This is a genomic window from Lysinibacillus cavernae, from assembly GCF_009724685.1.
GTDB lineage: Bacteria > Bacillota > Bacilli > Bacillales_A > Planococcaceae > Lysinibacillus > Lysinibacillus cavernae.
Window position 1 is genome coordinate 23,986 of sequence record NZ_WMEF01000017.1, and the last position, 25,559, is coordinate 49,544.

Below are 25,559 nucleotides of genomic sequence, written 5' to 3' on the forward strand. Positions count from 1 at the left end.
GTTTTTGAAGCTTCTTCATACTCTACTCTTTTATGCAAGTCTATTATCGCAAAAAAGCTGGTGAACCTCGAGGTTACTTACTAGCAAGTGCTCTTGTTCAGCTTTGTTTGGCTATAGCTTTTACAAGTTTATGTCTTGCACTGAACGTCCACTTTTAAAGGAGTTTCGATAAAACTAAAAAATGTACTGACTCCGCGAGGGATCAGTACATTTTTACATTATAGTTTATTTACAAGTTCCAACAGTGCTGTCAAAGAGTCTACTTCATAGGTCGGTGTCACAGCCCCATTGACGATATTGTTTTCACGATTAATCCATACATTGCGCATTCCGACACGAGAAGAACCTAAAATATCGGTATTGAGATTATCGCCAACCATAATCGCATCATCAGCTGTAATGCCTGCTTTCTCCATGACAAACTCAAAAATGGATGCGTCAGGCTTCCCTTTACCAAAGTCTCCTGAAATAATAATGTGATCAAAATATGGTGCAATTTCTGGTGTGATTTCTAACTTTAAGTTTTGCAAACTTGGTGCACCATTTGTCAGTAATACAAGCTGATACTTTCCTTTTAATTCATCCAACACTTCAAAAGTATCTTCGTATAAAAACGGTGATAGTTTACGCTCGGCTACAAAGCGCTCTCCTAGCTCTGCTCCGAACTCTGCATCATCAATACTAAGAGCAGCTAACCCTTTTTTCCAAGCTGTCGCACGATAGTTAGGAACAATCTCTTTCATTTTTTGGAAATAATCCGTTGGGTCGTCAAATGATCCCCAAAGACCTTCAAACGGATTGATACCAATTAATACGGTATAATCATATGTTTCATAACCTTCGTATAACGCACGTGCCTCTTTACGTACGGCTTCCTCTAGCTCAGCAGGATTCACATTATGTACCGTGGCTGCATAGTTACATGTTTTTTCAAAGGCAGTTTTGACAGATTTTTTATCCCATAGTAGTGTATCATCTAAATCAAAAATAATTGTGTTTATCGACATTTTGTCCGCTCCTAGCTCCCGATTAATACTATTATCTTAGCATATTTTCAAAATATTTAGGATAACAAATTATGCACAATTCACCTAATTAAAAACAAGCTGTGCAGTATTTTTTCACAGCTTGTCATCTATTATTTATGTTTATTTCGTAAACGGTTCATTAGATTCTGAATGTCGGCTCTTTTTTGTTCCGTTTCTTCCTTTAATATATCGATATGGTAAATGCCATCTATTTCTTCGATTTGCACACGATCACCTACTTGCACAGGCTTGTTCATGGCTGACTGTAACATAATAATTTGTTCTTCTTCCTCTGGATATGTTAAAAAAATCGCATAACCATCTTCAATACGGTCTAACGTATATTTAGTCAAGCTCACTTACAAGTTCCCCTTTCTCATTACGTAATTGTGCAGCATCCCCACCATTTAACCAAATCTGTTTGGTAGTCCACTTTATATAATTTTGCCCTTCTCGTGCATCGGCCCCACTTGTAATATAAATGGTTTTCCCTGGCTGTAAAGATAGATTAGGAAAATTAAAAACTTGATTACCTTCAATAGATATAAGCTGCCAATCCTTTAAAGACACAGCTTGTTTTCCGCTATTTTTAATACCCACAATTTCTGTTACTAAATCCTTGCTAACAATCTCAATAGCTGTTGTTGGTGGTTCTGCTTTCGTTGGTTCGTTGTCATTTTTTACTCTAGTAGTTTCATTGCCATTCACCGCATAGTTTACCCCATCTGTTGACACAGTAATCGTTCCTATATCAGCAGTGGCATAGATTTTACTACCAATTGCTTGCAAACGATCCACTACTTCCGCATGTGGATGACCATATTTATTACCTTCACCATAACTTAAAATAGTAACTTTTGGCTTTACAGCTCGAATGAAATCCTCCGAGCTACTTGTATTAGAACCATGATGCCCAGCCTTTAAAACAGTTGCTTCCACATCATATTGCATCATCTCTTTTTCTAACGATACCCCAGCATCTCCCGTTAATAAAAAGGATATATTACCATAAGCCATTTTTAAGACAATGGAAGCATCATTATTATCTGTGGCCTGTTCATTGGCATTTAAAACCTTCACCGTAACATCCTCATCAAACTTAATAGTGTCACCAGTCTTCGGCACATGATAAGGAATATTTTTTTCATCAATCAACGTCAGCATTTCTTCAAAGGTTTGGGATGTATGTACTTTGCCTGAATCGTAAAATTGTTCAATAGCAATTGAATTTAACACAGGAATGAGACCACCGATGTGATCAGCATCGGGATGTGTAGCGACTACTATATCGAGCTTGTTCACACCACGTTCCTTTAAATAAGAAACAACCTGCTGCCCTGCGCCTTTCACCCCTCCATCCACAAGCATTGTTTTACCTTTTGGTGATTCAATTAATATGGAATCTCCTTGACCTACATCAATAAAATGAACGCGCATATCATGACCAGCCGTTACCGGGATTTTCTCAGTCTTAACTGCCTCAGTACAGCCTGCTAATAAAAAAATACAAAGGAGCAATACTATTATGTTTTTCATCTACTAACTTCCTTTCTATCTTTCTATTATACAAAAAGAGAGCTAGCCATGGGCCGCTCTCCTTTTTCTTTAAACAAGTATCCACCATAAAATCATCGTAATAATAATTGTGACAAGTCCTTGTAATAATGTTGCTACCGTTTGCGCTTTATAGGCTTGTGTGACTTCCATGCCACTATACTGTGTAATTACCCAGAAAAAACTGTCATTAACATGGCTAACGGTCATTGCTCCTGCACCAATTGCCATCACTACTAATGCTAATGGTACCGCTCCTTCAATTCCAAGTGTAACAAGCATTGGTGCTACTAAAGTAGACGTAATAACAAGTGCTGTCGTGGAAGAACCTTGGGCTGTTTTCAATGCTGCTGCTACAATAAACGGCACTAAAAGGAATAAGGTACCTGTTGCAAACATCCCTAAATCCATTTCCTGTAGCATCTCGCCAACACCAGCATTTTTAATAACGGTCCCAAATGAACCACCAGCTCCTGTAATGAGTAAAATAGGTGCTGCTTCTTTTAAGCTTTCACCAATCCAACCAGTTAATGTCGTTTCACTGATTTCAGGTAATAATAAAAATGCCGTTGCTACGCCTAAAAATAAAGCTACTGTTGGTGAGCCTAAAAATTTAAAAATTGTATTGAATGTTGATTCTGTATCACCTACTAATGCTGCTATAGAGCCAAGACCAATTAAAACGATTGGCAGCACGATGGGTAAAAATGCTTTGAATGTTGATGGCATTTTGCCAAAGGATTTAATAACTTCCTCATAATCTAATGCCTCTTCCTCATCCTCAGGTACACGAATCTTCGTAGCCACCTTCACCGACCAGAAATAACCTACAAATGTCGCTGGTATTGCTACTAATAAACCAATGACAATAACTGTTCCTAAATAATCTGCAGCACCGATATTCCCTGCTGCTGCAATGGGACCTGGAGTAGGCGGTACTAATACATGCGTTGCGAATAATCCTGTTGCTAGGGCTACTGCCATTGAAGCAATTGTGACATTTGCTCGCTTTGCTAATGATTTTTGCAAACTAGATAATATAATAAAGCCTGAATCACAAAATACTGGAATGGACACAATGTATCCTATTAAAGACATGGCAAGTTGTGGACGTTTAGGTCCAACAATTCGTAAAACAACTTCTGCCATTCGATAGGCAGCACCTGATTTTTCTAATATTAAGCCTATAATTGTACCAGCGATAATGACTAAACCAATACTTGTCATCAAGCCACCAAATCCAGTATTAATACTTTCAACTACTGTTAATAATGGCATGCCGGAAGCAATCCCAACGAAAAAAGCACTAATTAATAACGCTAAAAACGGATGAAGCTTTAACTTAGCTGTACCCAATACAACAAACAATACCCCTATTAAAATGATGATGAACAACATCTAGTCATCCCCCTTTTGTATGTAACGCTCGATGATTTTCTTTGTTTTTAAGCGAATAAAATGTGCAGGTTGTTGCATTGCCTGCTGAACACTAATCTCCTCATCTACTAATGACTCAACAACTGTAAAATACTGTTGCAATGCTACATTCGCCTTTGTGTCGATCCCCCCAGACAATAACATTGCCTCTACATTTGCTAGCTTAGCAGCTTTCGCTACCCCCAATGGTGCTTTACCATGTAATGTTTGAAGGTCGGATTTCCCTTCACCTGTAATCACAAACTGTGCTTCTGCTAAATGAGCCTGTAGCTGTACAGCATCCAGAACAATATCAATCCCTGCATAAAATGTTCCTTTTAAAAATGCGATCAATGCACCACCCATTCCACCAGCAGCTCCGGCACCTTTGTAATCGTGTAGACGTATGGAAAACTTGCTTTCAACGATATCCGCAAAATGCTTTAAACAGCTATCAAAATGTGCAAGCTGGTGTTTCTGAACACCTTTCTGAGGACCAAAAATGGCTGTTGCCCCACGTTCACCAATGAGCGGATTATCAACATCACAAGCAATGGTAAATATCGCATCTGCTAATCTAGCATCCAGTTGGCTACTATCTATGGTATCTAATTTAAGTAAATTAGAAACCCCATCCTCAAGCTCTGTACCATCTGCTGTTAGTAATCGCACACCTAATGCTTTTAACATACCGATACCCGCATCATTTGTGGCACTTCCACCGATGCCGATGATAAAGTTTCTAAAACCTTGATCAAGTGCGGCTTTAATTAATTGACCTGTGCCGTAAGAGGTGGCAAGCTCAGGGTTTTTTTCATTGTCTTGTAACAGCATAATGCCGGATGCTTGAGCCATTTCTATCACACATGTTACCTGATCACCCAATACACCATATTGAGCCTGAATCGCTCTACCCAAAGGATCTAGTACATTCACAGAAAAATATTGACCATCTGTAGAGGCAATAAGTGAATGCAGTGTACCCTCCCCACCATCTGCAACGGGTAATATTACTGTTTCAATCGATTGGTCTGCATCCAAGATTCCTTTCTGCATTGATTTTGCTACTTCAACTGCTGACAGAGTACCCTTGTAGGAATCTGGACTAATAATGACTTTCATGCTCTACCTCCACTTATGTCGTCCCTTGACATTTACGTAAATTTTGATACCTCTTAGTTAAGCGCTTACAATTTATTATAATGACAATAAATTCAGAAAACATTATAATGGGTGTATAATTTATCTGTCCTATAACAGGTGATTTTTTATGCGAGGTGTATAAACATGTTGACGAAAAAATTAGCAGAAGAAATTGTACATCAAACGATGTTGCGCTTACGTCACAATATTAACGTCATTAGTCCAAGTGGCGTCATTTTAGCCTCTGGAGATAAAATGAGAGTGGAAAATATTCATGAAGGTGCACTTTATGTGGCAGAAACAAAAGAAACATTGATTATTAACGAAGATAATATTGAGCTGTATCCAAACACAAAACCGGGCATTAATATGCCTATTATGTATCAGGATGAAGTCGTTGGTGTTATTGGCATAACAGGAGAATCTGAGGATATGCTTGAAATTTCTAATCTTGTACAACTAACAACAGAAATCATGACACATCAAGCACTTGTTGAATCGAAAAGCGAATGGCAACGAAAAAATAACGATTACATATTTGAAGCTCTCGTTCATGGCAGTAAGCTAGATGCAACCTTAAATGAACGAATCCAAAAGTTACCTTTTACGCTCATCGCACCTTTTCAAGTGATTTTAGTGAGCTTAAATGACGCATCTTACGCAGAAAATACTATTCCTTTCTTTTTTGAGGATTTATTTTACAAGCTACCTATACTTGCTGGTCATAGACAATTGCAGGAATACTATATCTTACTAACAAATTGTGAAGAACAGAGTTGTCGTCCCATCATAAAAGCACTGCGCAAACAGAAACAGAAGCTGCCTTCACTTCAAATTGGTATTGGTCCCGTGGTGCAACATCTATCGCAGCTTCCTTATAGCTATCAAGGAGCTAGAACAGCACTAGAATTTGCTACCCTCCATAATGAATTAACTTTTTTTGAAGATGTCGAGTTATTTTCCCTTTTTAAGCATCCAGAATCAGAGGAAGTACAAGCATTTCATCATCGTATACTCAAACACATGGACGCTAAGCAGCTGGAAACGTTACAGTCGTTTTTTGACTGTAATTTACAGCTAAAGCTTTGTGCGCAACAACTGGACATTCATCGTCATACACTTACTTACCGATTAAATAAAATTAGAGAATTAACAGGCTATGACCCACAATATTTCGAGGATGCCGTTATTTTAAAAATGGCCTGTACATTACGAACTCTACATACAATGAAGGCAATCTGAACAACTCAGATTGCCTTCCGTTTTACGCTTTGTATAACTCATCTAAAAACTCAATTTTTTTCCCGATGGCCTCTTCAAAGGTCATTATATATGCTGCGGGATCTTTCGGATTATGAAATTGCGTAATTCTTCCTGTCTCAGGATGAACAAATTTAGAGGATGCCCCACAGCCAATCCCTAAGATTGTCTGTACTTCTTCCATAATCACAATATTATAGATACTTTCCTCACCAGCTTTACTGTAGCCGACGTTTTCTAAATTACCTAAAATATTTTTTTGACGATAAAGATAGTACGGAACATAGTCATTTTCTTTTGTCCAAACCTGTGCCATTTCCATCATTTCTGCAACCGTATCACGATCCGCTACTTTGTATTTATCCTTATTACGAGTCATCTCTGACGCGCGTTTAAATGATAGCGTATGAACAGTTAATGATTCAGGCTGCATCTTAGCCGATTCCTCTAATGAATGCTGAAATTCCTCAATACCTTCATTCGGTAATCCAATAATAAGATCCATATTAATATTGTTCATACCCGAATCACGTGCAAGCCAAAACTTATCAATTGTTTCTTGAACTGTATGATGACGACCAATTGCTTTTAACGTTTCATCTGTATAAGATTGTGGATTGACACTTATACGATCAATGCCCCATTTTTTTAGTACTTCTAATTTTTCAGGAGTGATTGTATCGGGTCTTCCTGCTTCAACTGTAACCTCTCGAATTGTCTCAGGATTTGGGAAAGATTCATACATCGTTTGATATAAGGCGTCCATTTCATCAGCCTCAATCGAGGTTGGTGTACCACCACCCCAATAGATAGAGGTGATTTTCATATTATTGTCCTTCAGCCATTTACCCATTTCACGTAATTCAATGTGCAGGCCGTCTAAAAATGTATGAACACGACCTTGCTTACGGTTGCTACCGATTGCATACGCCGGGAAGGTACAATACGCACATTTCGTCGGACAAAATGGAATACCAATATAAACACTGATTTCTTGTCCGATCCCATCAATATCTGGAATCGTTACTAATTGTCGTTCTACAATTTCCTTTAATAGTGCCACCTTGTCCTCTGATAATCGGAAATCTCGAATTAAAAGATCAGCGATTTCCTGCTCACTTTTACCTTCTTTTCTAAATTTATGATACAGCTTTGTTGGACGTACACCTGTTAAAATCCCCCATTGCTGATGCATTCCTGTATACTGCTCAAGAACATCTAAAAATACATGTGATAATGCACGTTTCATGCGAATATTTAGCTCACGACCAGTCGCTGCTGATTCGTATTGTATGCTGTAATTGTTTGTGTATTGCCTACCTTCTACAGTTAAAACTGCTTTTGTAGAAATGGAAGAATTGTCTTCAGTCTGATATTCAAATGAAGCGGACATATCTGCTCCCTCTTGCTCGACCTTCAGCTTGGAATCCTCAAAAAATAAATTCGCAATATGATTTAATACGCGAATCCAATCCTCAGGGTATTTTTGATCTATGTGAATAATTTTCATCTTGTTTCGCTCTCTTCTTTTCTTATTCCAGATATAGTGCAGATTTAAGTTTAACAAATTTCTATGACTTTAAGCAAAATAACAATGAGAATCTATAAATAACAGAATATTCAGTTTTAATATGGACAAACTATTTTTTTGACATTATAATTTTTACAAAAGGTGGTGTTGATAGTGTTTATTTTAAAAAATAGCAATCGTACATCCATTTCAAACTTTATTCATCAAGTAAAAGTAGCATTCCACCATTTTGATGTAGAGCGATGTGATGAAAAAACATTATATGTCTCGGTATTATTGAAATATGGTACCCATAAAATTCTTTGTGATTTTATCTATATTATTGACCAACAAGAAATTTATGGTGCGATCTCTATCAACAAGCACTACGAGAAGGCAAGAGAATTTGTTCATCAGCACTTCCAACAATTTTTATTGTATTCAGATGAAATGATCTTAGCCAAAAATTTTATGAATACTGTGTCTTTCAAGCAATGCCTTCAGCAATTTGCGAAAAGGTATCCAACCTATATTTCCTCGAAGGGCCATTCTGCCTTAGCAATTGCTGAATGACTATAAATTAAAAATAGTATGCCAAAAATACCTGGCATACTATTTTCCGATTGTAGACAAAAGCCATCGATACACCCTATTCGTTTCAATTTCTTTGATAGTTTGACGCATGGACCGAATACCAAAAACGTACTGAATAAAAGTCATTTTAAAGAGTACAACAGGATCAATAATAGGACGCCCATTAGCAGAGTAGAGGTTTTCTACTAATGGATAGATAAATGAAAAATCAATAGCAGCCTCTAGTTTTCGTACTAAATGATCTTCAGAAACAATTGATCAATCGCTAACAATTCTAATTGTTCACGTTCTTTGATTTGATTTTTCGTCATCAAGGTTGATCACCTCGAAAGTTTACTTTTTATCACATATGAATATGGATTTCTTTATGTAGAAGTTGATTGGAACGAAGGGCAGCGACTCCTGCGGGAAAAGCGGGAAAGTCGAGATTCTGGAATGAGTGAATGTTTTCTGTACGAAAGCGAAGCGGCAGTAACAAAGCGAGGGAAGCAGCTCGACCCCGCCCGCGGAAAGCGTCCGCCCGTAGTGGAAATCAACGGCTTTACTTTATTTCATTGTAAAAGAAAAAAGACTGTAGGCAAACTCTCATATTTTTTGAGTTTGTCTACAGTCTGTTCTCTATTATTTTAAATATTCTTCAACAAATTCAACAGGTACATAGGTCTTTGTGTTTTTCAATGTTGGTGCTACTGATAATGTGAGCAATGCTTTGTTATAGCCAAATGTTTTTTCTCCACGAGTTATTGTGTAAGACATATTCCCCCTTGAAAGAATAGCCCCTTTACCTGTAGATTCTACTTTATAGCCAAGCTTTTCAGCAATCACTCGTAATGGCACCATTTTTGTTCCAGCTATTTCATAAAAATCTGATGCGATAATGTTATCAATTTCTTCATTGACTGGATTTGTCGTATTTTCTGGATAGTCATCAAGTACAATCACTTTTGATGGTGTTGTTTGTGCTGGAATACTCTTAGTAGATGCAGTATAGAAAACAACAAGGTGCTTCTCTGCTAATTCTTTAGGCTCTACCTTCTCACCTTTTGCATTTAATAGTTCCGTTTCTTTACCGATGTTTAGTTTTAAAATATCATACGTATTTGTTAAATCTTCAAAGAAATAATCCACTGCTACAAAACCAACTTCTTCTGACTCAACAATGACAACATCAGGATTAAATTGTGGTGGATAAATATATTTTTGAGGCTTATTCGCGAATGTATAGGCTGCTACTTTATCACCTTTTTGAAGTTCCACTTTCTTACCCGTATTATCAAACACAAGTGTATCTTTCGTCATTTCTAATATAATTGTTTGCTCGCCATCTTTTACCGTGTAATATGTAATATTTTCACCAACACGAACATCGGCCACAGTACCGAAAGTATTATTGAAAATGTGTACTGGATCAATTTGAATTTGCGGTACTTCAACTTCTGTAGGATGCTGCTCACTTGCTGAAGCTACTGGTATAACGGCACTTCCAATTAATAATGCAGTCATAGCTGCAGGTGCTAATTTTTTCATGTTCATAAAATCTCTCTCCTTATTGTTTGGGTTCATAGGAGTAGTAGTTTAGAAATGGAAAAAGTTTCATCGAAAACAGGAAAATTTATAAGAAGGAGGTGGCAGTGGTTTGGCCACCTCTCGTTCGTTATTCTTTTACAATTTCGCTCAAACCAGTAATATCTATACCATTTAAAGCTTGAGTAGCGAGGCGGTCGGCTTCTGAATTGTCCTTACGTGGGACAAGCTGGTAATCCGCTTGGATGCTAAGCTGCTCTAATTTGGCATCAATTTTATCTGCCCAACTTGCTAATTCTTTTTCCAATGCTGGCCATTCCCCATTTAATTGATTGATGACCACTTGGGAATCTCCAATGATACGGACCGGCAAATGATGAACGTTTAATAGCTCCAGCTCCACTAAGCCTAAATAAAGCGCTGCATACTCTGCTTCATTGTTTGATTTCAGCTCAGAAGAAAAAGCATTCCTTCTTAAACGTAAAGGCTTACCATTTTGTTCATAATAAATTGCACATCCTAGCCCTGCCTGTCTTGTCCCACGATCAAAGCCTCCATCAAAATAGACAGTAATATTATGTGGCTCGGTATCTATTTCCTTTAAATAGGCTTTCAGCTCCTTAAGTGACCAGTTTGTATCTTGCCGATCAATGCAATGTAGCGACTTTACTCTTCCGGTTCTTTCCATATCCTCTGCAAGTAATAGAGCTTGAGCAGCAGGCATTTCTGCTGAACGTAAAACAGTTGTTGCTCCTTTTGGTGTTTTATAGGTCCATTCAATGATTACATGCATAATTAAAACCTCCGATACTCTTGATTGATGCGTATAAAATAAAAACGTGCACCGACCATTAGCGGATACACGTTTTCTTGTTACTTGTTATATGTGCAATTCCTAGGACAATTATTCCTTTTGTAATTGCAATTATGATATTTTTTTATTGAATTCCCTCATATAACTCTTGGATAGGTTTTATTAGAATGCGATTCACTTCTTCAATTACCTTACTTAACTTCATTTCAGCCTCAAGCATAGTTGAAATTTTTTCATTTTGCTGTGCAAGCTGAGCCGCTTTTTGCGCATAGACAAGCTCATCCTCCATTAAATCCTCACCAGCTAGCTGTTTTTTCTGCAATTCTATTTGGATCTTACGGAAGTTTTTAAAGATATTTAAAGCCTCTTCATCCTTCATTACAACTTCTACCGCTGCTTTCAATGCTTCAAATTCTGGAGTCTTACGGAAAGTTGCCTCTAACGCATTAATGTCATTATAAATATTAATCATTTATACAATCTCCTTTTTAAATAAAGTAAACAATTAAACCTTGCACAATCCCAATCAAACCACCAAGAACTGCACCCAATACGGTAATCATTTTAAACTCACGTTTAGAAATTCCTAATACTAGCTCCTCTAATTTTTCTACTGGGAAGGAATCGACCTGCTCCCGAACAACCTCTTGTAAGTTTAAACGATTTAGTACATCCTCAAGTTTCTCCTCTGCCTTCACGAATGCTTTGTCAATAACTTGTGGAATAACCGTATACTTCACCCACTCATTTCCTTCAGGCCAGTAGTAAGAAATTGGTTGATTTAAACGTTCAGCAATAGCTAATTGTTCTTTCACATACACTTGTAATTTCGATAGAATGGGCTCAAAATGAACATCTTGTAAAAAGTCCATTGCTGGTCGATCTTTTAATTTTTCCCATTCCTGTGTGAAAATTTTCGTTAGTAATGTTGAAGTGCCTGGTGCTTGTAAAAACTTCACAAGCTCACGTTGGACTTTTCCAACAAGTGAGGAGGAATCACCTAAAAACATATTAATCATGCCACCAAGAGATCCCTTTGATGATAAAAAGTCATCAATCATTGCTTTAATCGTCATTTCGCCTTCAGGTGATAAAAAGTAATCCTCGCCCTTTTCTAAAATGTGATGAACCGCTAGAGGAATTTTTGCATCTATCGTATTTTGAATATCATCAGATAGCAATGAACGAATTGATTTTGTTGATAGTGTATTCTTCACTGATGTAAATTGTCCCTCAACAATCGCTTCAACTTTTTGTTCGATAGTTGCTGGCATATGGGAAAACCCTGCTAAGTTAAGCCAATCCTGAATCGTTTTATCATTTGCAAAGATAGTTTCTTCAACTTTTAGTTGAACAAATTGTTCTACTTTATCCTGAATATCCTTTGAGAAAAATTTTTTTCTAAATGTTTCAGGAGTTAATAAATAATTTACAACCGTGAGCCCCAGTTGTTTCGCTAATTCATCACGTCTTTTTGGAATAAGACCTGGTGTAAACGGTAGTCGCCAATTTTTAATATATATCGCATTATATGGACGAAAAAGCATTTTAATGGCTAAATGATTTGTTACGCCTCCAATTGCAGCGCCAATAATCGCCATAAAAAATAATGTCACTATAAAATTATCCATTTGTATCCTCTCATTTCAATTGTATTCACGATTGGCGTTTTTTGTCGCCTCCTCAACATTATAGCAGAGCCATGATTTTCAACGAAAGAAATACCCTCTTTAGAGTTTCAATACAATCCTATCAAATTCTACGAAAAGCGAATAGTTGCAAAATTACCGTTATCCTTGAATAATATGAACTACATAATATAGAAGCGAGGTTTGATGATGATTCAGCATTTCAGTTTTAAACCATTATTTGAAAATACGCAACTTCCAGGGTGGGTCATTTCATTTTTTTATCAACGTGAACGATATGCAGCTGAATATTTAAAGGACGGCAAGATTCAATGGACAGGACCAATTCCTCCAAACGAGGAAGATGTTAAAAAAATGATTCATGAGCTTATGCTGTTCCATGTATACAATTAAAAAATATAGTCTTTTTTTCGCTATAATTCCGCATAAAAATACCTATATTTACTATATATAGCACGTCCTTTAAGCTAATTATGTTGATTCATGTTGAAATTCGTATATTTTTCTTATACATTTATGGTATCAACTTAGATAGTAAATGTTTTTTATGCAGGGGGCCATTTCAATGAGTAAAGTCACACTTTCGGATGATTTAAACAATTACAATTCAAAAGCATTAATTCGTACAAAAGTAAAAGAACTTTTTTCTGAATTTTCCGCTAAAGTATTCGAACTAGCCGACGAAGCGGGAGCCATTAAAAGTAAAAAATTTGAAGAACTTTCTGGCTTTCAAGGTGACTTCTATAATGAATATTGCAGTCAATTAAAGGGCCTTTTTGATTCTTCTACTAGCTCTTTCGGCAAGAAATCAATTAAAACATTGTATTTAACGTATAATGATAAGAATTATGTTTTAACACAGCAGGGCATTACAGAAAAAGCACCTGTATCCATAGCACCCTTCACAGGAGAAATACCTTTAAAGGAAACGCTTCATGATGTTGAAAAGGCGTGTTTAAAATTACGTTTCCAACACGAATAAATCAGTAAATAAAGAAAACACAGTAAGCCATTTCAATACTCTTTTGGCGCTGATACTTCATTTACGTAGAAAGGGGGAGTCTCAAATGACATTTGAGACTCCCCCTTTCGCTATAAAAAATAATTCATTTAAAAAAATCCGCAAGCTAAAGCACTCTTGAGATTTTTGACGTGTCGTATTATATGAGATGCAAAATGCTTCTTCCCCTAAATAAACTATCTTTACTCTTTTTTAAGTTAGCATATCGCTATGGCAATTTCAATCTTTTGGTACTTGAAATCTAGTTACTTTTTCAAAAAACCGCTTGAAAAACAAACGAAAAAATTGTTGTCAATATTTGTGTTTTTCTTTTAAATAATTTATGATTGAAACATCCAACAATTTTTTAAATCATAGGAGGTGTACACTTTGTTTACTTCCCTCATTCGGGCGGGAACAAAGGAATTATTTGGACGGAGACATATTGGAGATAACCATTAGGTTGGCGACATTCGCCCTACTAATTATAATGACAGGATTTTTCGTTGCAACTGAATTTGCAATCGTTAAAGTGAGAACTACCCGCATCGATCAATTGCTCGCAGAAGGGCATAAAAAAGCGAAAAATGCAAAACGTGTTGTTTCAGATTTAGATGAGTACTTATCTGCATGTCAGCTAGGTATTACCATCACTGCACTCGGTTTAGGTTGGTTAGGTGAACCTACATTCGAAATTATTTTGCACCCAGTGTTTGAATTTCTAAATTTGAATGGTAGTATCACATCTATCCTTTCATTCATACTTGCATTCTCAATCGTAACGTTTATGCATGTTGTTATTGGGGAACTGGCGCCAAAAACATTAGCCATCCAAAAAGCAGAATTAGTTACATTAAACTTTTCTGGTCCATTAATTTTATTCCACAATATTACGTATCCAATCATTAAGTTATTAAATGGATCTGCCCGTGGATTAACTGGTCTTTTCGGCTTGAAAATGATGTCAGAATCAGAAGTAGCCCATACAGAGGAAGAACTGCGGATGATCTTATCGGATAGTTTAAAAGGTGGAGAAATTAATAACTCAGAATATGAATATGTTAACAGTATTTTTGAGTTCTCAGAGCGTCTTGCAAAAGAAATTATGGTTCCTCGAACTGAAATTGTCGGCATTGAAAAAGAACTGACAATTAAAGAAGTTTTCGATTTAATGGGCGTTGAGCAATATACTCGTTATCCAATCCTTGATGGCGATAAAGACCATATAATTGGCTTAGTCAACATGAAGCATTTATTAACCGCTTACATCAAGGACCCAAAAAATGGTGATAAGCCAGTCATTGACTATATGCAGCCTATTATTCGAGTGATGGAAACAACGCAAATTAACGATTTATTACTAAAAATTCAACGTGAACGTATTCATATGGCCATTTTAATGGATGAATATGGCGGAACATCTGGTTTAGTAACAATTGAAGATATTATTGAGGAGATTGTCGGCGATATTCAAGATGAATTCGATGAAGATGAAATCCCGGAAGTACAAGAAATTGCAGAAAATCATTTTATTTTAGATGCCAAGATGCTTCTTGAAAATGTGAATGATATGCTAGGTACTGACATAGAAGATGATGATATTGATACGATCGGCGGTTGGTTCATGACGAAGCGTTTTGATGCGGTCGAAGGAGACAGTATTCAGGAGCAAGGTTTTGAATTTATCGCAAAAGAATTAGATGGTCACCATATTTTATACTTAGAAGTTCTGAAATTGCCTGAAAGTGATTTATCAAATGAATTTAACGCAGTCATTGACTAAAATTAAATTGCCTTGTTGTCCTTGTAGTGGTACTATTAAAATCACACTTGTATATTCCAGGCTATAAATATGGTCTTACTTTCACACCTTATATGGGTGGGAGCTAATACCGAAATAAATAGATGAAAACGACTCCCTTTTTAAAAGGGGGTCGTTTTCTAATGTCCGAAAGTTTTGCGAGGAGGAAACAAAATGGAGCTCTATACAAATTTACGGCAAGGGGAAAAAGGTGCTTGGCTATCAATTGGTACATATCTAATCCTAAGCTCTGTCAAGCTTACAATCGGCTACATTGGTACTTCGGAGGCATTAAAAGCGGATGGTTTAAACAATACCACGGATATCATTGCATCCATCGCTGTATTGATTGGATTACGCATTGCCCAAAGGCCACCTGATTCCAACCATCAATACGGGCATTTACGTGCTGAAACTGTTGCCTCTTTAGTTGCATCATTCATTATGCTCATTGTCGGTCTCCAAGTATTAATCAATTCTTTACGAAGTTTATGGGAACCTACTGGTACAACACCTTCCCTGTTAACAGCTTATGTAGCGATTGGTAGTGCAGTTGTCATGTATTTTGTTTATCGTTATAATTTAGCACTATCTAAAAAAATTAAAAGTGCCGCTGTCAAAGCAGCCGCCTTTGATAATCGCTCTGATGCTCTTGTCAGCATCGGCACAGCAATCGGTATTTTTGGAGCCATTTTTGGCTTCCCAATCATTGATTCTCTTACAGCTCTCATCGTTGCCTTTTTAATTATTAAAACTGCAGTAGAAATCTTTTGGGAGGCAGTTCAAAGCCTTACTGATGCATTCGACATTGATGAGGTGGAGACGCTATCGGTATTAATCCAAAACGTAGATGGCGTGATTGAGCTCTTGGACTTTAAGGGACGTGCACATGGCAATATGTACTTCATCGATATAACTGTCACAGTTGATCCATATTTAAATGTTTTTGAAAGTCATCGCATTACAGAAGAAATTGAACATACCATTATGCGTGAAAATCGTTTTTGTCAGGTTCTCGTGCACATCGAGCCACATATAGCTGTGACCACTCCACAAAACAACGACAAGTCTCCTACCAATTGATTGGTAAGAGACTTGTTTTTATTTGATCGCAATATAGATATCTACCTGTGTTTCCTGTGGATTAGCGCAACGTTCATCGTACAGTTCAAAATCACCTGTGTACGTTCGTTCTACTCCAGAATTTGCAAACCATGCCCAAATCTCTTGCCAAGTTTGGATGACAACTTCTGGCATTGTTCCTTTATCGGATGTAAAAACTAAATATTTAGCTGTCGGAATCGTTTTAACTACCAATCCAGCAGGTGTTTCAGCATTATTTAACCCTTCTACACCAAGTGTAATGGAATAATCTCCATTCACATCTGTCTCATAGTCAGCATATAAACCGTAGACATTATCATTTTTACGCTCAGCTATTTGACCTACAATATTTTGTTGATAAAAGTGGTCCCATAATTGTGGAATTTTAGCTTGCGCTGTTATTTCCTTTGCATTGCTTGTTTGAGCTGAGATCCCAACGATTTGAAATGAATCCCTTTCCACCATTTTTGGTTCTTTCCACTCACTTTTTCTCCATCTTTTTAAGCTTGGCAAAAAGGATGTCATCATATTACGTGCATCGTCTTCAGACATGCCATCTTCCCTTAAATGTGGCACACAAATTTCAATCATGTCTTCAACTGTTAAATGGGGTTGTTTAAATTCGCCTCCCTCATAACAATATGTACAATACTCCTGACTTTTGTGACCTTCTTTTTCAGTTCCTAATAAAGCCTCATCCACTAACGGCATACCACAGCTTTGACAATAACTTTGCATGTTAATTCCACCTTTCGCTTGATTTGTCCTTACTATAGCAAAGGAAACCTGACAACTGTCTGTCATCAATTGTTATGATTTTTATATAAATGAACAATTTCTTGTGCGCGCTTTTGGATAATCTCTCTTATATAGAATGGTTCAATGATTTTAATGCGATGACCAAAGCTAAGTAAGAAACCATAGAGCCATTCATCCTCTGGTATGGATATATTAATCATGGAATGCTCATGATCTATATGCTCTGCACCAAAGGACTCCTCCACCAATGTCGTGATGGCTTTATCAAAAGTAATGACTAAATCTACTACATTTTGTGGTTGATGCCATTCTTTTCCCCATGGCAGTTCACTTAAATTAACTTCCTTACGCTCAAAGATGGCCTCTTCTTGTAGTAAGTTCTTGATTCTCGCCAGTTTAAATAAACGAAAATCTTTTCTTAATGTGCAATAACCATATAAATACCAAGTCTTGCCTTTCTGAACTAATGTATGCGGTTCAACTATTCGCCGTGTTTGTTTACCATGGGTAGTGGAATAAGTAAAGCTTACACAATATTTATTTTCTATTGCATTTTTTATTGTAGTAATGTGCTCTTTAAAAAGAACATTTGGTCCCCATGGACTAAGATCTATAAATAAGTGGTCAATTGATTGTTTGATATGATCATCTGCAATACTCGTCAATTTTTCAAGAACCGCTTCTGCGTGGGAATCCTCATAGGTAGTCAAAGCACTTTTAATAGCGATAGAAAGTGAAGCAAGCTCATCCTTCGTCAAAACTTGCTTATCGACACGGTAGCCCTCTATTAAACTAATACCACCATTCACACCTTGTTGACTAATAACAGGTACACCTGCACAGCTAAGTGTTTCGATATCTCGATAAATCGTACGGACAGACACATTAAATAGCTCTGCTAATTCTTGAGCCTTGACCTTTTTACGGTTTATTAAAATCATCGTCATTGTTAGCAGTCGCTCTAATTTCATTGCGAAATCCCCTTCCATTTATATCTCATTATTCCTATATAAATTTGCATTTCAATTACTAACATCCTATCTTTTTAAGTATTTTTTAAGTACTTTTTGAGTTTTATTTAAGACAAATGTACTATAATAACGCCTAATCAATTATTACAATCATTATACTATTTTTACAATATAAGAAAAAACAATGCTTATGGCTAGTGTACAGCGTTTATTCCTCTATGTTACGTTTTTTTATTTTTTTACAAGAATAGTTTGATAATAAATGCCTAAACAATTATTTCAATTCTCTTAACACAACATAAAAACTTCTATCTTCTATATAATGAACGGCGAATACTTTCTATGTACGGATTTGACGTGATGTGACAAAGCACCACAGGATTTACTGACTCTCGCCTGTGGAAGACCTACAACACTTATTGCTTTTTTCTAGTATCAAATTTTTAATAGAAAAGTTAAGTGATTTTCGGTTTTCTTGCCCTTCACTATATACAGGAAGCCTTTTCATCCAAAATGAACTAGAGTTTAATGGTTTTCAATTTAATTGTACAAAGGAGAGTTTGATGTGATTCGAGCCGTTTTAATAGACAATGAACCTTTAGCTTTACATTATTTTCAAAATAAATTACATACCTTTCAACAAATACAGGTCATTCAAACCTATACAAGTGTAGAAGTATTTCTGAATGAGCTGCCGACCGTAGAGTTTGAGGTCATCTTTTTAGAGATTAAACTCCAAGAACTATCTGGACTTGAAGTAGCTGATATTATCAAAACTGAACGTCCACAAGTGAGCGTTATTTTTATTACTTCCTATCATGAATTTGCTTTACAAGCCTATGAAGTTGGTGGTCTTGACTATTTATTAAAACCTATCAGTCTTGCTCGCTTAGATAAAACGGTAGCCCGCATTGAGCATGAATTTTCTATCCAGCAAATGCTTCAGCAAGCCACCCAAACTGAATTAAATGTACAATGCTTTGATCAATTCGCTGTCTATAGCAATAATAGCTTAGTGGCATTTAAAACAGAGAAGACGAAGGAATTATTTGCTTATTTTATTTTGCACCCAAACATACCGATTCATCGAGATTACTTAATTGAAATTCTATGGCCAGATTTAGACTATGTACGAGCCAAATCCAATCTTCATACCGCTCTTTCCTATTTAAGAAAAACTTTGAATACGATTGGCTATGAAAACTGTATTGTCTTTTCGAATAAATACTATATCTTTGAAAGACCAAATATTATGTGTGACTTATATGATTTTCAAAAACTTCATGAAGATTTTTCACGATTGGAGTTTCCCTCCATTTCTTTGATTACTCAATGTCTTGCTATTTATAAAAATGGACTATTTGTATTCGATGATTATGAATGGTCAACTGCCTATAAGGATAGATTAACAAAATCATACATAGAGTTATTAGAAAAGGGGTTCCAAACATCGGTCTTATCCGATACTGAAAAAGCGATTGAATTTTTACATGCGTTATTAGAAAATGATCCATATAACGAACAAAAGCTTGAGCACTATTTATATACGTTAATTCAGGCTGGGCTTCATGAACAGGCGTACAAAATTTTCCAAACATATAAGCAAAAACTAAAGGAAGATTTAGCTCTAACACCAAGCTCTACATTTTTAGAAATCTCCAAAAAATTATTTGTTCAACATAAATAAAGTAAAAAACGGCGAGTACTACTAATTAGTAGGAACTCGCCGTTTATTTATCTAAGTATTTTTGATGTCTTTAGTTACCGCTACCCTCTGTCAGTCCATGCTTAACAGCATACAGTGCCGCCTGCGTACGGTCTTGTACTTGTAGCTTTGTAAAGATATTTGAAATATGCGTTTTCACCGTTTTTTCTGTAACAAATAGTGAGGATGCAATTTCTCGATTACTCTTTCCTTTTGTGAGCTCTGCTAGTACATCCTGCTCGCGAGGTGTCAGCGGATTTAATATATGTGGTGCATTTTGTGATTCTTGACGATCCATTTCAAGTGTTGTCGTTGCTTCAGGATGCAGTGTATTTTCCCCACGCATAATACGACGAATGGATAATACCAATTCATCCGGTTCAATATCTTTTAATTGGTAGCCAGCTGCTCCTGCCTCCATAGCTGGAACTACATGATCTCGATCAGAAAAGCTTGTGAGCATTAAAATTTCTATTTGTGGAAACTTTGCTTTGATGCGTTTTGTTGCCTGAATGCCATCCATTTCAGGCATCACCAAATCCATTAAAATAATATCTGGTTGGATGCTCTCTGCTAAAGATACGGCTTCGTGGCCATTTTTCGCCTCTCCAACAACCTCAATATCTTTTTGTGTCTTTAAGAAAAACAATAGCCCTCGACGCACCACGTGATGATCGTCTGCAATTAATACACGTATCATGTCCTCTCCCCCTTAATATGGCAAGCGGATTAGAAGCTCCGTACCTTTGCCAATTTCGCTTACCCAGTCAGCAGTGCCACCCACTGATTTTGCACGATCCTTTATAGATTGTAAGCCCATTGAAAGCAGCTTCGTATTGTTGTCTATAACAAAGCCTCTTCCCTCGTCACGAATAACCAATAAAATATCTGTAGACGTGACGGTAATATACAGGGCTGCCTCTAACACACCTGCGTGGCGACGCACATTATTTAACGCCTCTTGAGCTACACGAAATAACGTTTCTTCAATACGTGAGGGAAATTGCAGTACACCTGAAACGGTAACATGTAATTTTAAACCAAGCATTTCAGCGTATACTTTCATAGCTTCAAGTAAACCATTTTCTAAACCCTTAGGTCGCAGTTGCCAAATCAGCGCACGCATTTCTGTTAGTGCATCTTGCGTTAAATGCTGAATCTCTTTAAATGTTTCTTTAACATCACAATCATCCGTCATTTCTATACCAGCTCTCGCTGTTAACGTAACAGAGAATAGTAGTTGATTGACCGAATCATGTAAATCACGCGCTAGACGGTTACGCTCCTTGACAAGTGCCATTTCTTGTTCTTGCTTTGTCAGTAAAATCCTCTTAATAGCAGAACCCATCTGAAATGCTACCGATTCAAGTAAAGCAAGTTCCTCCTCTGAAAAGCGAACCGTATCTTTGGATGCCACATTTAATACACCAAAACGTTCTTGTCCAGATTGAAGAGGTACTGTGGCATGATGTGTAATACCTTCATGATCCCCAACATTCGCTGCTATAGCACTTTCAATACGTTGACATTCAATAATATTTGAGGCTTTTTTTAGCTCCTCATTGCGATAACGAGATACGCACCAACAGCCACCCTTTTTCAAATAATGACAATTTTTATATTCCAATGCCTCAGGTAAATTTTCATGGACAACAAGCTCCGAGCGGCCCTTTGCATCGATAAAAAAAATCCAGCCTGTTTCAAATTTGGTACCATTTAAAAATTTGATGAGTGCTCCTTTTAGCATTGTGACAATTTCAGTTTCTTCATTTAATAGTTCAGCGATTTCTTTTAATATACTGATATTTGAATGCTCATTCTCCCTCACGAAAACACCTCTTCTTTAGCATTACTACTGTTAATGATACCATTAAGGTGTTGAGAACGTCTGCTTCAGTCGTTCATACTTTAGACTGAAATTCAGGGCATACCTTATTTTGTGTAAGTTGATTTACATATAAAACTAGAACCACTATAATCGAACAAGTACATGGTTTTATGAAGGGAAGAATGGATATGTCTAAAAAAGAGGAAAATGGCTTATTATTTATTTGGATAGTTTCTGCTATAGCGACACTAGGTTCATTATATTTTTCTGAAATTCGTCACTATGAACCTTGTAAATTGTGCTGGATTCAACGTATTTTTATGTACCCAATTGTCATTATGTCAACAGTTGCATTCATTCAAAAAAATGCTCGTATTGCTGTCACAACAGCTGTTTTTTCTGTAATCGGTGGCTGTATTTCACTTTACCATTACGGAATTCAAAAGCTTAGTTTTTTAGCTGAAAATGCCCCTTCCTGTGGTGCGGTTTCTTGTACAGGACAATATATTAACTGGTTAGGCTTTATTACGATACCGTTTTTAGCGTTAACTGCATTTATTTTAATCGCAGGGGCAAGCTTTTACTTAATTAAAGCTTCTAAAGCTGCAAAATAATTAATAGACCGTGTTCTACGATTGGAATACGGTCTTTTTACGGAGGAAGATCGATGTTTCATTATGAAATAACTGAAGATAACTTAAGTGTTGAAGAGTTGCTACGTAATCATTGGCGACTTGGTAAAAAGCTTGTCCATGAATTACGTATGGCCAAAGCTGTCACAATGACAAATGATGAGCTTCTTCAATGGAATACACCTTTACAGGCTGGAACTACAATCAAATTTACATTTCCAATTCCATCATCTAACTATAAGCCAACACCTGTTTGTGCTATCGATGTGGTTTATGAAGATGACCATTGTTTAATCGTGTCGAAACCAAAGGGAATGTCAACACACCCGAACGATGCTCGTGATACGCATACTTGTATGAACCACGTTATGGCACATTTAAAAGAACAAGGTGGCATTTACGCAGAACATGTTCATCGCCTCGATAAAGGGACACAAGGTTTATTACTTGTAGCAAAACACCCTTTAGCAAAGTCGATTTTTGATCGAATGATTGAGGAAAAATCCATTATTCGTACGTACGCAGCAGAGGTACAAGGGAATTTACGTACATCCACTGGAACGATTTCTGAATCGATTGGCAAAGACCGTCATCATGCTACAAGACGTGTGGTATCCCAATCTGGGCAGCATGCAGTGACGCACTATGAAGTGGTGGCACGCTACAAAAATTCTTGTGTTGTCCATCTCATTCTTGAAACTGGCCGAACACATCAAATTCGTGTCCATTTAGCCTATATCGGTCATCCGATTATTGGCGATACGATGTATGGTGCACGAGAAACAGCAAGTGATGACTATGAACTGCATGCCATTCAATTAGAATTTGAACATCCATTTTTAAATAAACGAATTATAGTCAAGGACGAGCAGTAAACAAAAAAATCCCGCTTCTCACTTCGAGAGCGGGATTAATTTATCTTACTAAAAATCAAATTTGAAATGATCAGGATCTTGCCCAAATCGTTGGTTACGATTTAAAGTAGCGATTTTCTCCATTTGAGCTTGTGTTAATTCAAAATCAAATATTTGTGCATTTTCCTCGATTCGGCTTGATGTCACTGATTTAGGAATAATCAATGTGTCATTTTGCAAATGCCAACGTAACACTACTTGAGCAGCAGTCTTTCCAATTTCTTTCCCTATTTCCACAATTGTAGGATCAGCAAGTACACCTCCACGTCCTAGTGGTGACCATGCAGTAACAGCCATTTGATGTTCACTGCAAAATGCACTCAATGCTTGTTGCTGTAAATAAGGATGTACCTCAACCTGATTGACCATTGGCGCGGTATTCGCCTTTGCCAGTATTTTTTCTATATGATGCTCATGATGATTCGATACACCTGTCGCTCGAATTAGTTTTTCATCGTATAGGCGTTCTATTGCTCGATATGTTTCTTCAAATGTTCCAGGAACAGCCCAATGAGTTAAATATAAATCGAGGTAATCCATATTTAATTTTTTTAGGGAAACCTCAAATGCACGTAATGTTTCATCATATCCTTGGTCATTATTCCATACTTTTGTCGTAACAAAAATATCTTCACGCTTAACACCTGAATGACGAATAGCTTCCCCTACCTCTACCTCATTACCATATAAGGACGCTGTATCAATAGCTCGATAACCAAATGTAAGTGCTTTATCAATAGCCTGTAATGTTTCTTCACGTTTTGTCATTTTATAAACGCCTAAGCCAAAGCGAGGCATTTCTACGCCATTTGATAATGTTTTCGTTGATTGTAAATGCAAGAAGCACAACCCCTTTCTTTTCCTAGTACCATTATACAAAAAATTGGATTTAAGAAAAATAAGGCGGCTGTTCTAAACACTACTTTTTCTTTATTTCAACATCTTCCAATTGAATGGGATCGGCAATCCGCTCATCCTCTGCAAGTTCTAGACCGTCACGTAAATGCTCCATCTGTTTGCCCAAATCTTTTAATTCCTTCATATCTCTCGCCATCGTACCATTTTCAATATTTGGCACCTTTTTTTCCATCTTCATCACCTCTCCTATACTTTTCCCGATATCGTGATGTTTGAACCATTTCTGACATATTTTATTCTGCTATGTCGTTTCATTTTTATAGTAGATAGGCTATACTAAAAAGAGATTGCTTTATAACATGAGGAGGTTACTTCCATGAAATTATTATTAATCATTGGTGTAACAGTTGCTTTCTTAACAGCTATTTTCACTGCTGGATACGAAGGCGACTACAAAGCAGACAAATAATAACTCAAGAAAATCACTAAGCATTTAGAAGAGCTTAGTGATTTTCTTTTTTTGTGGAACAATAGAAATACTTGACTTTCTCTTATTTTTAAAATAAACTAACTTACATAAAGTAACTTAATGAAAAATAATAACTAATCGGAGGTATCCTCTATGCATTTTCATGAAAAACCTAACACATATGTGACAAATGTTGAAATAAAAGTGAGTGATCTACAACGCTCTTTATCATATTATCAAGACATAATCGGCTTTAAAGTATTAGAGCAAGAATCTCATAAAGCTACTTTAACAGCTGATGGTCAAACAGCTTTATTAACAATTGTTCAACCAGAAACAGTGGAAGAAAAGCTTCACATGACGACTGGACTTTATCACTTTGCCCTACTATTACCAACTCGCCGTGATTTAGCAAATATTATTACTCATTTCCATGAAAAAGGTGTCTATCTTGGGGCTTCTGATCATGATGTCAGTGAAGCACTTTATTTAAATGATCCTGATCATAATGGTATTGAAGTTTATACAGATCGTCCTGAAAGTGAATGGACATGGCATAACGATCATGTGCATATGGTAACAGAACCACTTAATATTCGTTCTATCTTAGAAGAAGCTGATGGAAATTGGAATGGTCTACCCACTGGCACAGTGATGGGACATATTCATTTATCTGTCGCCAACTTAGCAGAAGCGGAGCAATTTTATACAAAGGGCTTAGGTTTTGACATTGTCACTCGCTATGGTTCCCAAGCATTATTTATTTCTACAGGTCGCTATCATCATCATATCGGCTTAAACACTTGGCACTCAGAAAACGCGCCAAAGCTTGGACAAAATCAAGTCGGCTTAAAAACATTCTCGTTGCGTTTAGATAATGAAAAACAAGCAGCAACCATGAAGGAAAACCTTCGTGCAATAGGTGCACCAGTTTTGGATATTCACGGAGGATTCCAGACTGAGGACCCTGCTGGCAATGTTGTATTATTGAAGTTTTAGTAATAAAAATAGCAGTTCTCCTGTCTG

The 25,559-nt window shown here is 36.8% G+C and carries 26 protein-coding genes and 1 pseudogene; 10 read left to right on the top strand and 17 right to left on the bottom strand.

Annotated elements, in window-relative coordinates; translation table 11 throughout:
- Positions 1 to 218: 218 nt before the first annotated feature.
- The 5 genes from GJU32_RS21445 to GJU32_RS21465 form a co-directional block, all read right to left on the bottom strand.
- Entirely contained in the window at positions 219 to 1,007 is a 789-nt protein-coding gene (locus tag GJU32_RS21445; RefSeq protein ID WP_155593953.1) for an HAD family hydrolase, read from the bottom strand.
- A gap of 131 nt (positions 1,008 to 1,138) precedes the next feature.
- A complete protein-coding gene (locus GJU32_RS21450) occupies positions 1,139 to 1,387 on the bottom strand; it encodes a DUF3006 domain-containing protein (RefSeq protein ID WP_155593954.1) in 249 nt (82 codons plus the stop codon).
- Positions 1,374 to 2,564 carry an MBL fold metallo-hydrolase gene (locus GJU32_RS21455; RefSeq protein ID WP_155593955.1) on the bottom strand — a complete coding sequence of 397 codons (1,191 nt, stop codon included), beginning with the start codon at positions 2,562 to 2,564 and terminating at the stop codon, positions 1,374 to 1,376. The genes GJU32_RS21450 and GJU32_RS21455 overlap by 14 nt, the downstream gene beginning before the upstream one ends.
- 69 nt (positions 2,565 to 2,633) lie before the next feature.
- A complete protein-coding gene (locus GJU32_RS21460) occupies positions 2,634 to 3,980 on the bottom strand; it encodes a GntP family permease (RefSeq protein ID WP_155593956.1) in 1,347 nt (448 codons plus the stop codon).
- On the bottom strand, positions 3,981 to 5,120 hold the full coding sequence (locus GJU32_RS21465) for a glycerate kinase (protein ID WP_155593957.1): 1,140 nt from the start codon (positions 5,118 to 5,120) through the stop codon (positions 3,981 to 3,983).
- 165 nt (positions 5,121 to 5,285) lie between these two features.
- Between GJU32_RS21465 and GJU32_RS21470 the strand changes: the two genes are divergently transcribed.
- Positions 5,286 to 6,383, top strand: a complete 1,098-nt coding sequence (locus tag GJU32_RS21470; RefSeq protein ID WP_155593958.1) for a CdaR family transcriptional regulator — start codon at positions 5,286 to 5,288, stop codon at positions 6,381 to 6,383.
- A 22-nt stretch (positions 6,384 to 6,405) separates the two neighbouring features.
- Here GJU32_RS21470 and GJU32_RS21475 read toward each other — a convergent pair whose 3' ends face one another.
- On the bottom strand, positions 6,406 to 7,911 hold the full coding sequence (locus tag GJU32_RS21475) for a coproporphyrinogen III oxidase (RefSeq protein WP_155593959.1): 1,506 nt from the start codon (positions 7,909 to 7,911) through the stop codon (positions 6,406 to 6,408).
- A gap of 174 nt (positions 7,912 to 8,085) precedes the next feature.
- On the opposite strand from GJU32_RS21475, the gene GJU32_RS21480 reads away from it, so the two are divergent.
- Entirely contained in the window at positions 8,086 to 8,484 is a 399-nt protein-coding gene (locus GJU32_RS21480; RefSeq protein ID WP_155593960.1) for a ribonuclease III family protein, read from the top strand.
- Between the two features lie 57 nt (positions 8,485 to 8,541).
- Here the strand turns inward: GJU32_RS21480 and GJU32_RS21485 are convergent.
- The 5 genes and pseudogenes from GJU32_RS21485 to GJU32_RS21505 form a co-directional block, all read right to left on the bottom strand.
- Positions 8,542 to 8,816 (bottom strand): annotated as a pseudogene (locus tag GJU32_RS21485) (transposase); the annotation flags it as partial.
- Positions 8,817 to 9,126: 310 nt separating this feature from the next.
- Complete coding sequence (locus GJU32_RS21490; protein ID WP_155593961.1) at positions 9,127 to 10,038, bottom strand: copper amine oxidase N-terminal domain-containing protein; 912 nt, start codon at positions 10,036 to 10,038, stop codon at positions 9,127 to 9,129.
- Positions 10,039 to 10,159: 121 nt separating this feature from the next.
- A complete protein-coding gene (locus tag GJU32_RS21495; protein ID WP_155593962.1) occupies positions 10,160 to 10,822 on the bottom strand; it encodes a ribonuclease H family protein in 663 nt (220 codons plus the stop codon).
- Positions 10,823 to 10,967: 145 nt separating this feature from the next.
- The gene (locus GJU32_RS21500) at positions 10,968 to 11,315 is read right to left on the bottom strand and encodes a YlbF family regulator (protein WP_155593963.1); all 348 of its coding nucleotides are present in this window, start codon (positions 11,313 to 11,315) and stop codon (positions 10,968 to 10,970) included.
- Between the two features lie 16 nt (positions 11,316 to 11,331).
- On the bottom strand, positions 11,332 to 12,474 hold the full coding sequence (locus GJU32_RS21505) for a DUF445 domain-containing protein (RefSeq protein ID WP_155593964.1): 1,143 nt from the start codon (positions 12,472 to 12,474) through the stop codon (positions 11,332 to 11,334).
- A 207-nt stretch (positions 12,475 to 12,681) separates the two neighbouring features.
- Here GJU32_RS21505 and GJU32_RS21510 point away from each other — a divergent pair, with 207 nt between their 5' ends.
- The 4 genes from GJU32_RS21510 (at position 12,682) to GJU32_RS21525 (ending at position 16,376) form a co-directional block, all read left to right on the top strand.
- On the top strand, positions 12,682 to 12,885 hold the full coding sequence (locus GJU32_RS21510) for a YheE family protein (protein ID WP_155593965.1): 204 nt from the start codon (positions 12,682 to 12,684) through the stop codon (positions 12,883 to 12,885).
- 172 nt (positions 12,886 to 13,057) lie between these two features.
- A complete protein-coding gene (locus tag GJU32_RS21515) occupies positions 13,058 to 13,474 on the top strand; it encodes a hypothetical protein (RefSeq protein ID WP_155593966.1) in 417 nt (138 codons plus the stop codon).
- A 481-nt stretch (positions 13,475 to 13,955) separates the two neighbouring features.
- Positions 13,956 to 15,275 (top strand): hemolysin family protein, encoded by a 1,320-nt coding sequence (locus tag GJU32_RS21520; protein WP_196426775.1) that lies wholly within the window; start codon positions 13,956 to 13,958, stop codon positions 15,273 to 15,275.
- A 192-nt stretch (positions 15,276 to 15,467) separates the two neighbouring features.
- Positions 15,468 to 16,376 carry a cation diffusion facilitator family transporter gene (locus tag GJU32_RS21525; protein WP_155593968.1) on the top strand — a complete coding sequence of 303 codons (909 nt, stop codon included), beginning with the start codon at positions 15,468 to 15,470 and terminating at the stop codon, positions 16,374 to 16,376.
- Between the two features lie 18 nt (positions 16,377 to 16,394).
- On the opposite strand, the gene GJU32_RS21530 is transcribed toward GJU32_RS21525, so the two are convergent.
- Positions 16,395 to 17,135: an effector binding domain-containing protein gene (locus GJU32_RS21530; protein ID WP_155593969.1), complete on the bottom strand. Its 741-nt coding sequence runs from the start codon at positions 17,133 to 17,135 to the stop codon at positions 16,395 to 16,397.
- Positions 17,136 to 17,200: 65 nt separating this feature from the next.
- Positions 17,201 to 18,127, bottom strand: coding sequence for a helix-turn-helix transcriptional regulator (locus GJU32_RS21535; protein ID WP_155593970.1), 927 nt, complete (start codon positions 18,125 to 18,127; stop codon positions 17,201 to 17,203).
- Between the two features lie 565 nt (positions 18,128 to 18,692).
- Between GJU32_RS21535 and GJU32_RS21540 the strand changes: the two genes are divergently transcribed.
- On the top strand, positions 18,693 to 19,814 hold the full coding sequence (locus GJU32_RS21540) for a response regulator (RefSeq protein WP_155593971.1): 1,122 nt from the start codon (positions 18,693 to 18,695) through the stop codon (positions 19,812 to 19,814).
- Positions 19,815 to 19,884: 70 nt separating this feature from the next.
- Here GJU32_RS21540 and GJU32_RS21545 read toward each other — a convergent pair whose 3' ends face one another.
- Both GJU32_RS21545 and GJU32_RS21550 read right to left on the bottom strand, forming a co-directional pair.
- Positions 19,885 to 20,532, bottom strand: coding sequence for a response regulator (locus GJU32_RS21545; RefSeq protein ID WP_155593972.1), 648 nt, complete (start codon positions 20,530 to 20,532; stop codon positions 19,885 to 19,887).
- A 12-nt stretch (positions 20,533 to 20,544) separates the two neighbouring features.
- Positions 20,545 to 21,660, bottom strand: coding sequence for a GAF domain-containing sensor histidine kinase (locus tag GJU32_RS21550; RefSeq protein WP_155593973.1), 1,116 nt, complete (start codon positions 21,658 to 21,660; stop codon positions 20,545 to 20,547).
- A 188-nt stretch (positions 21,661 to 21,848) separates the two neighbouring features.
- On the opposite strand from GJU32_RS21550, the gene GJU32_RS21555 reads away from it, so the two are divergent.
- Positions 21,849 to 22,274, top strand: a complete 426-nt coding sequence (locus tag GJU32_RS21555; protein ID WP_155593974.1) for a disulfide formation protein C — start codon at positions 21,849 to 21,851, stop codon at positions 22,272 to 22,274.
- A 53-nt stretch (positions 22,275 to 22,327) separates the two neighbouring features.
- A complete protein-coding gene (locus GJU32_RS21560; protein ID WP_155593975.1) occupies positions 22,328 to 23,167 on the top strand; it encodes an RluA family pseudouridine synthase in 840 nt (279 codons plus the stop codon).
- Positions 23,168 to 23,215: 48 nt separating this feature from the next.
- On the opposite strand, the gene GJU32_RS21565 is transcribed toward GJU32_RS21560, so the two are convergent.
- On the bottom strand, positions 23,216 to 24,046 hold the full coding sequence (locus tag GJU32_RS21565) for an aldo/keto reductase (protein ID WP_155593976.1): 831 nt from the start codon (positions 24,044 to 24,046) through the stop codon (positions 23,216 to 23,218).
- 79 nt (positions 24,047 to 24,125) lie between these two features.
- A complete protein-coding gene (locus GJU32_RS23255; RefSeq protein ID WP_196426776.1) occupies positions 24,126 to 24,296 on the bottom strand; it encodes a hypothetical protein in 171 nt (56 codons plus the stop codon).
- Positions 24,297 to 24,686: 390 nt separating this feature from the next.
- Here GJU32_RS23255 and GJU32_RS21570 point away from each other — a divergent pair, with 390 nt between their 5' ends.
- Positions 24,687 to 25,532 carry a VOC family protein gene (locus tag GJU32_RS21570; RefSeq protein ID WP_155593977.1) on the top strand — a complete coding sequence of 282 codons (846 nt, stop codon included), beginning with the start codon at positions 24,687 to 24,689 and terminating at the stop codon, positions 25,530 to 25,532.
- Positions 25,533 to 25,559 lie beyond the last annotated feature (27 nt).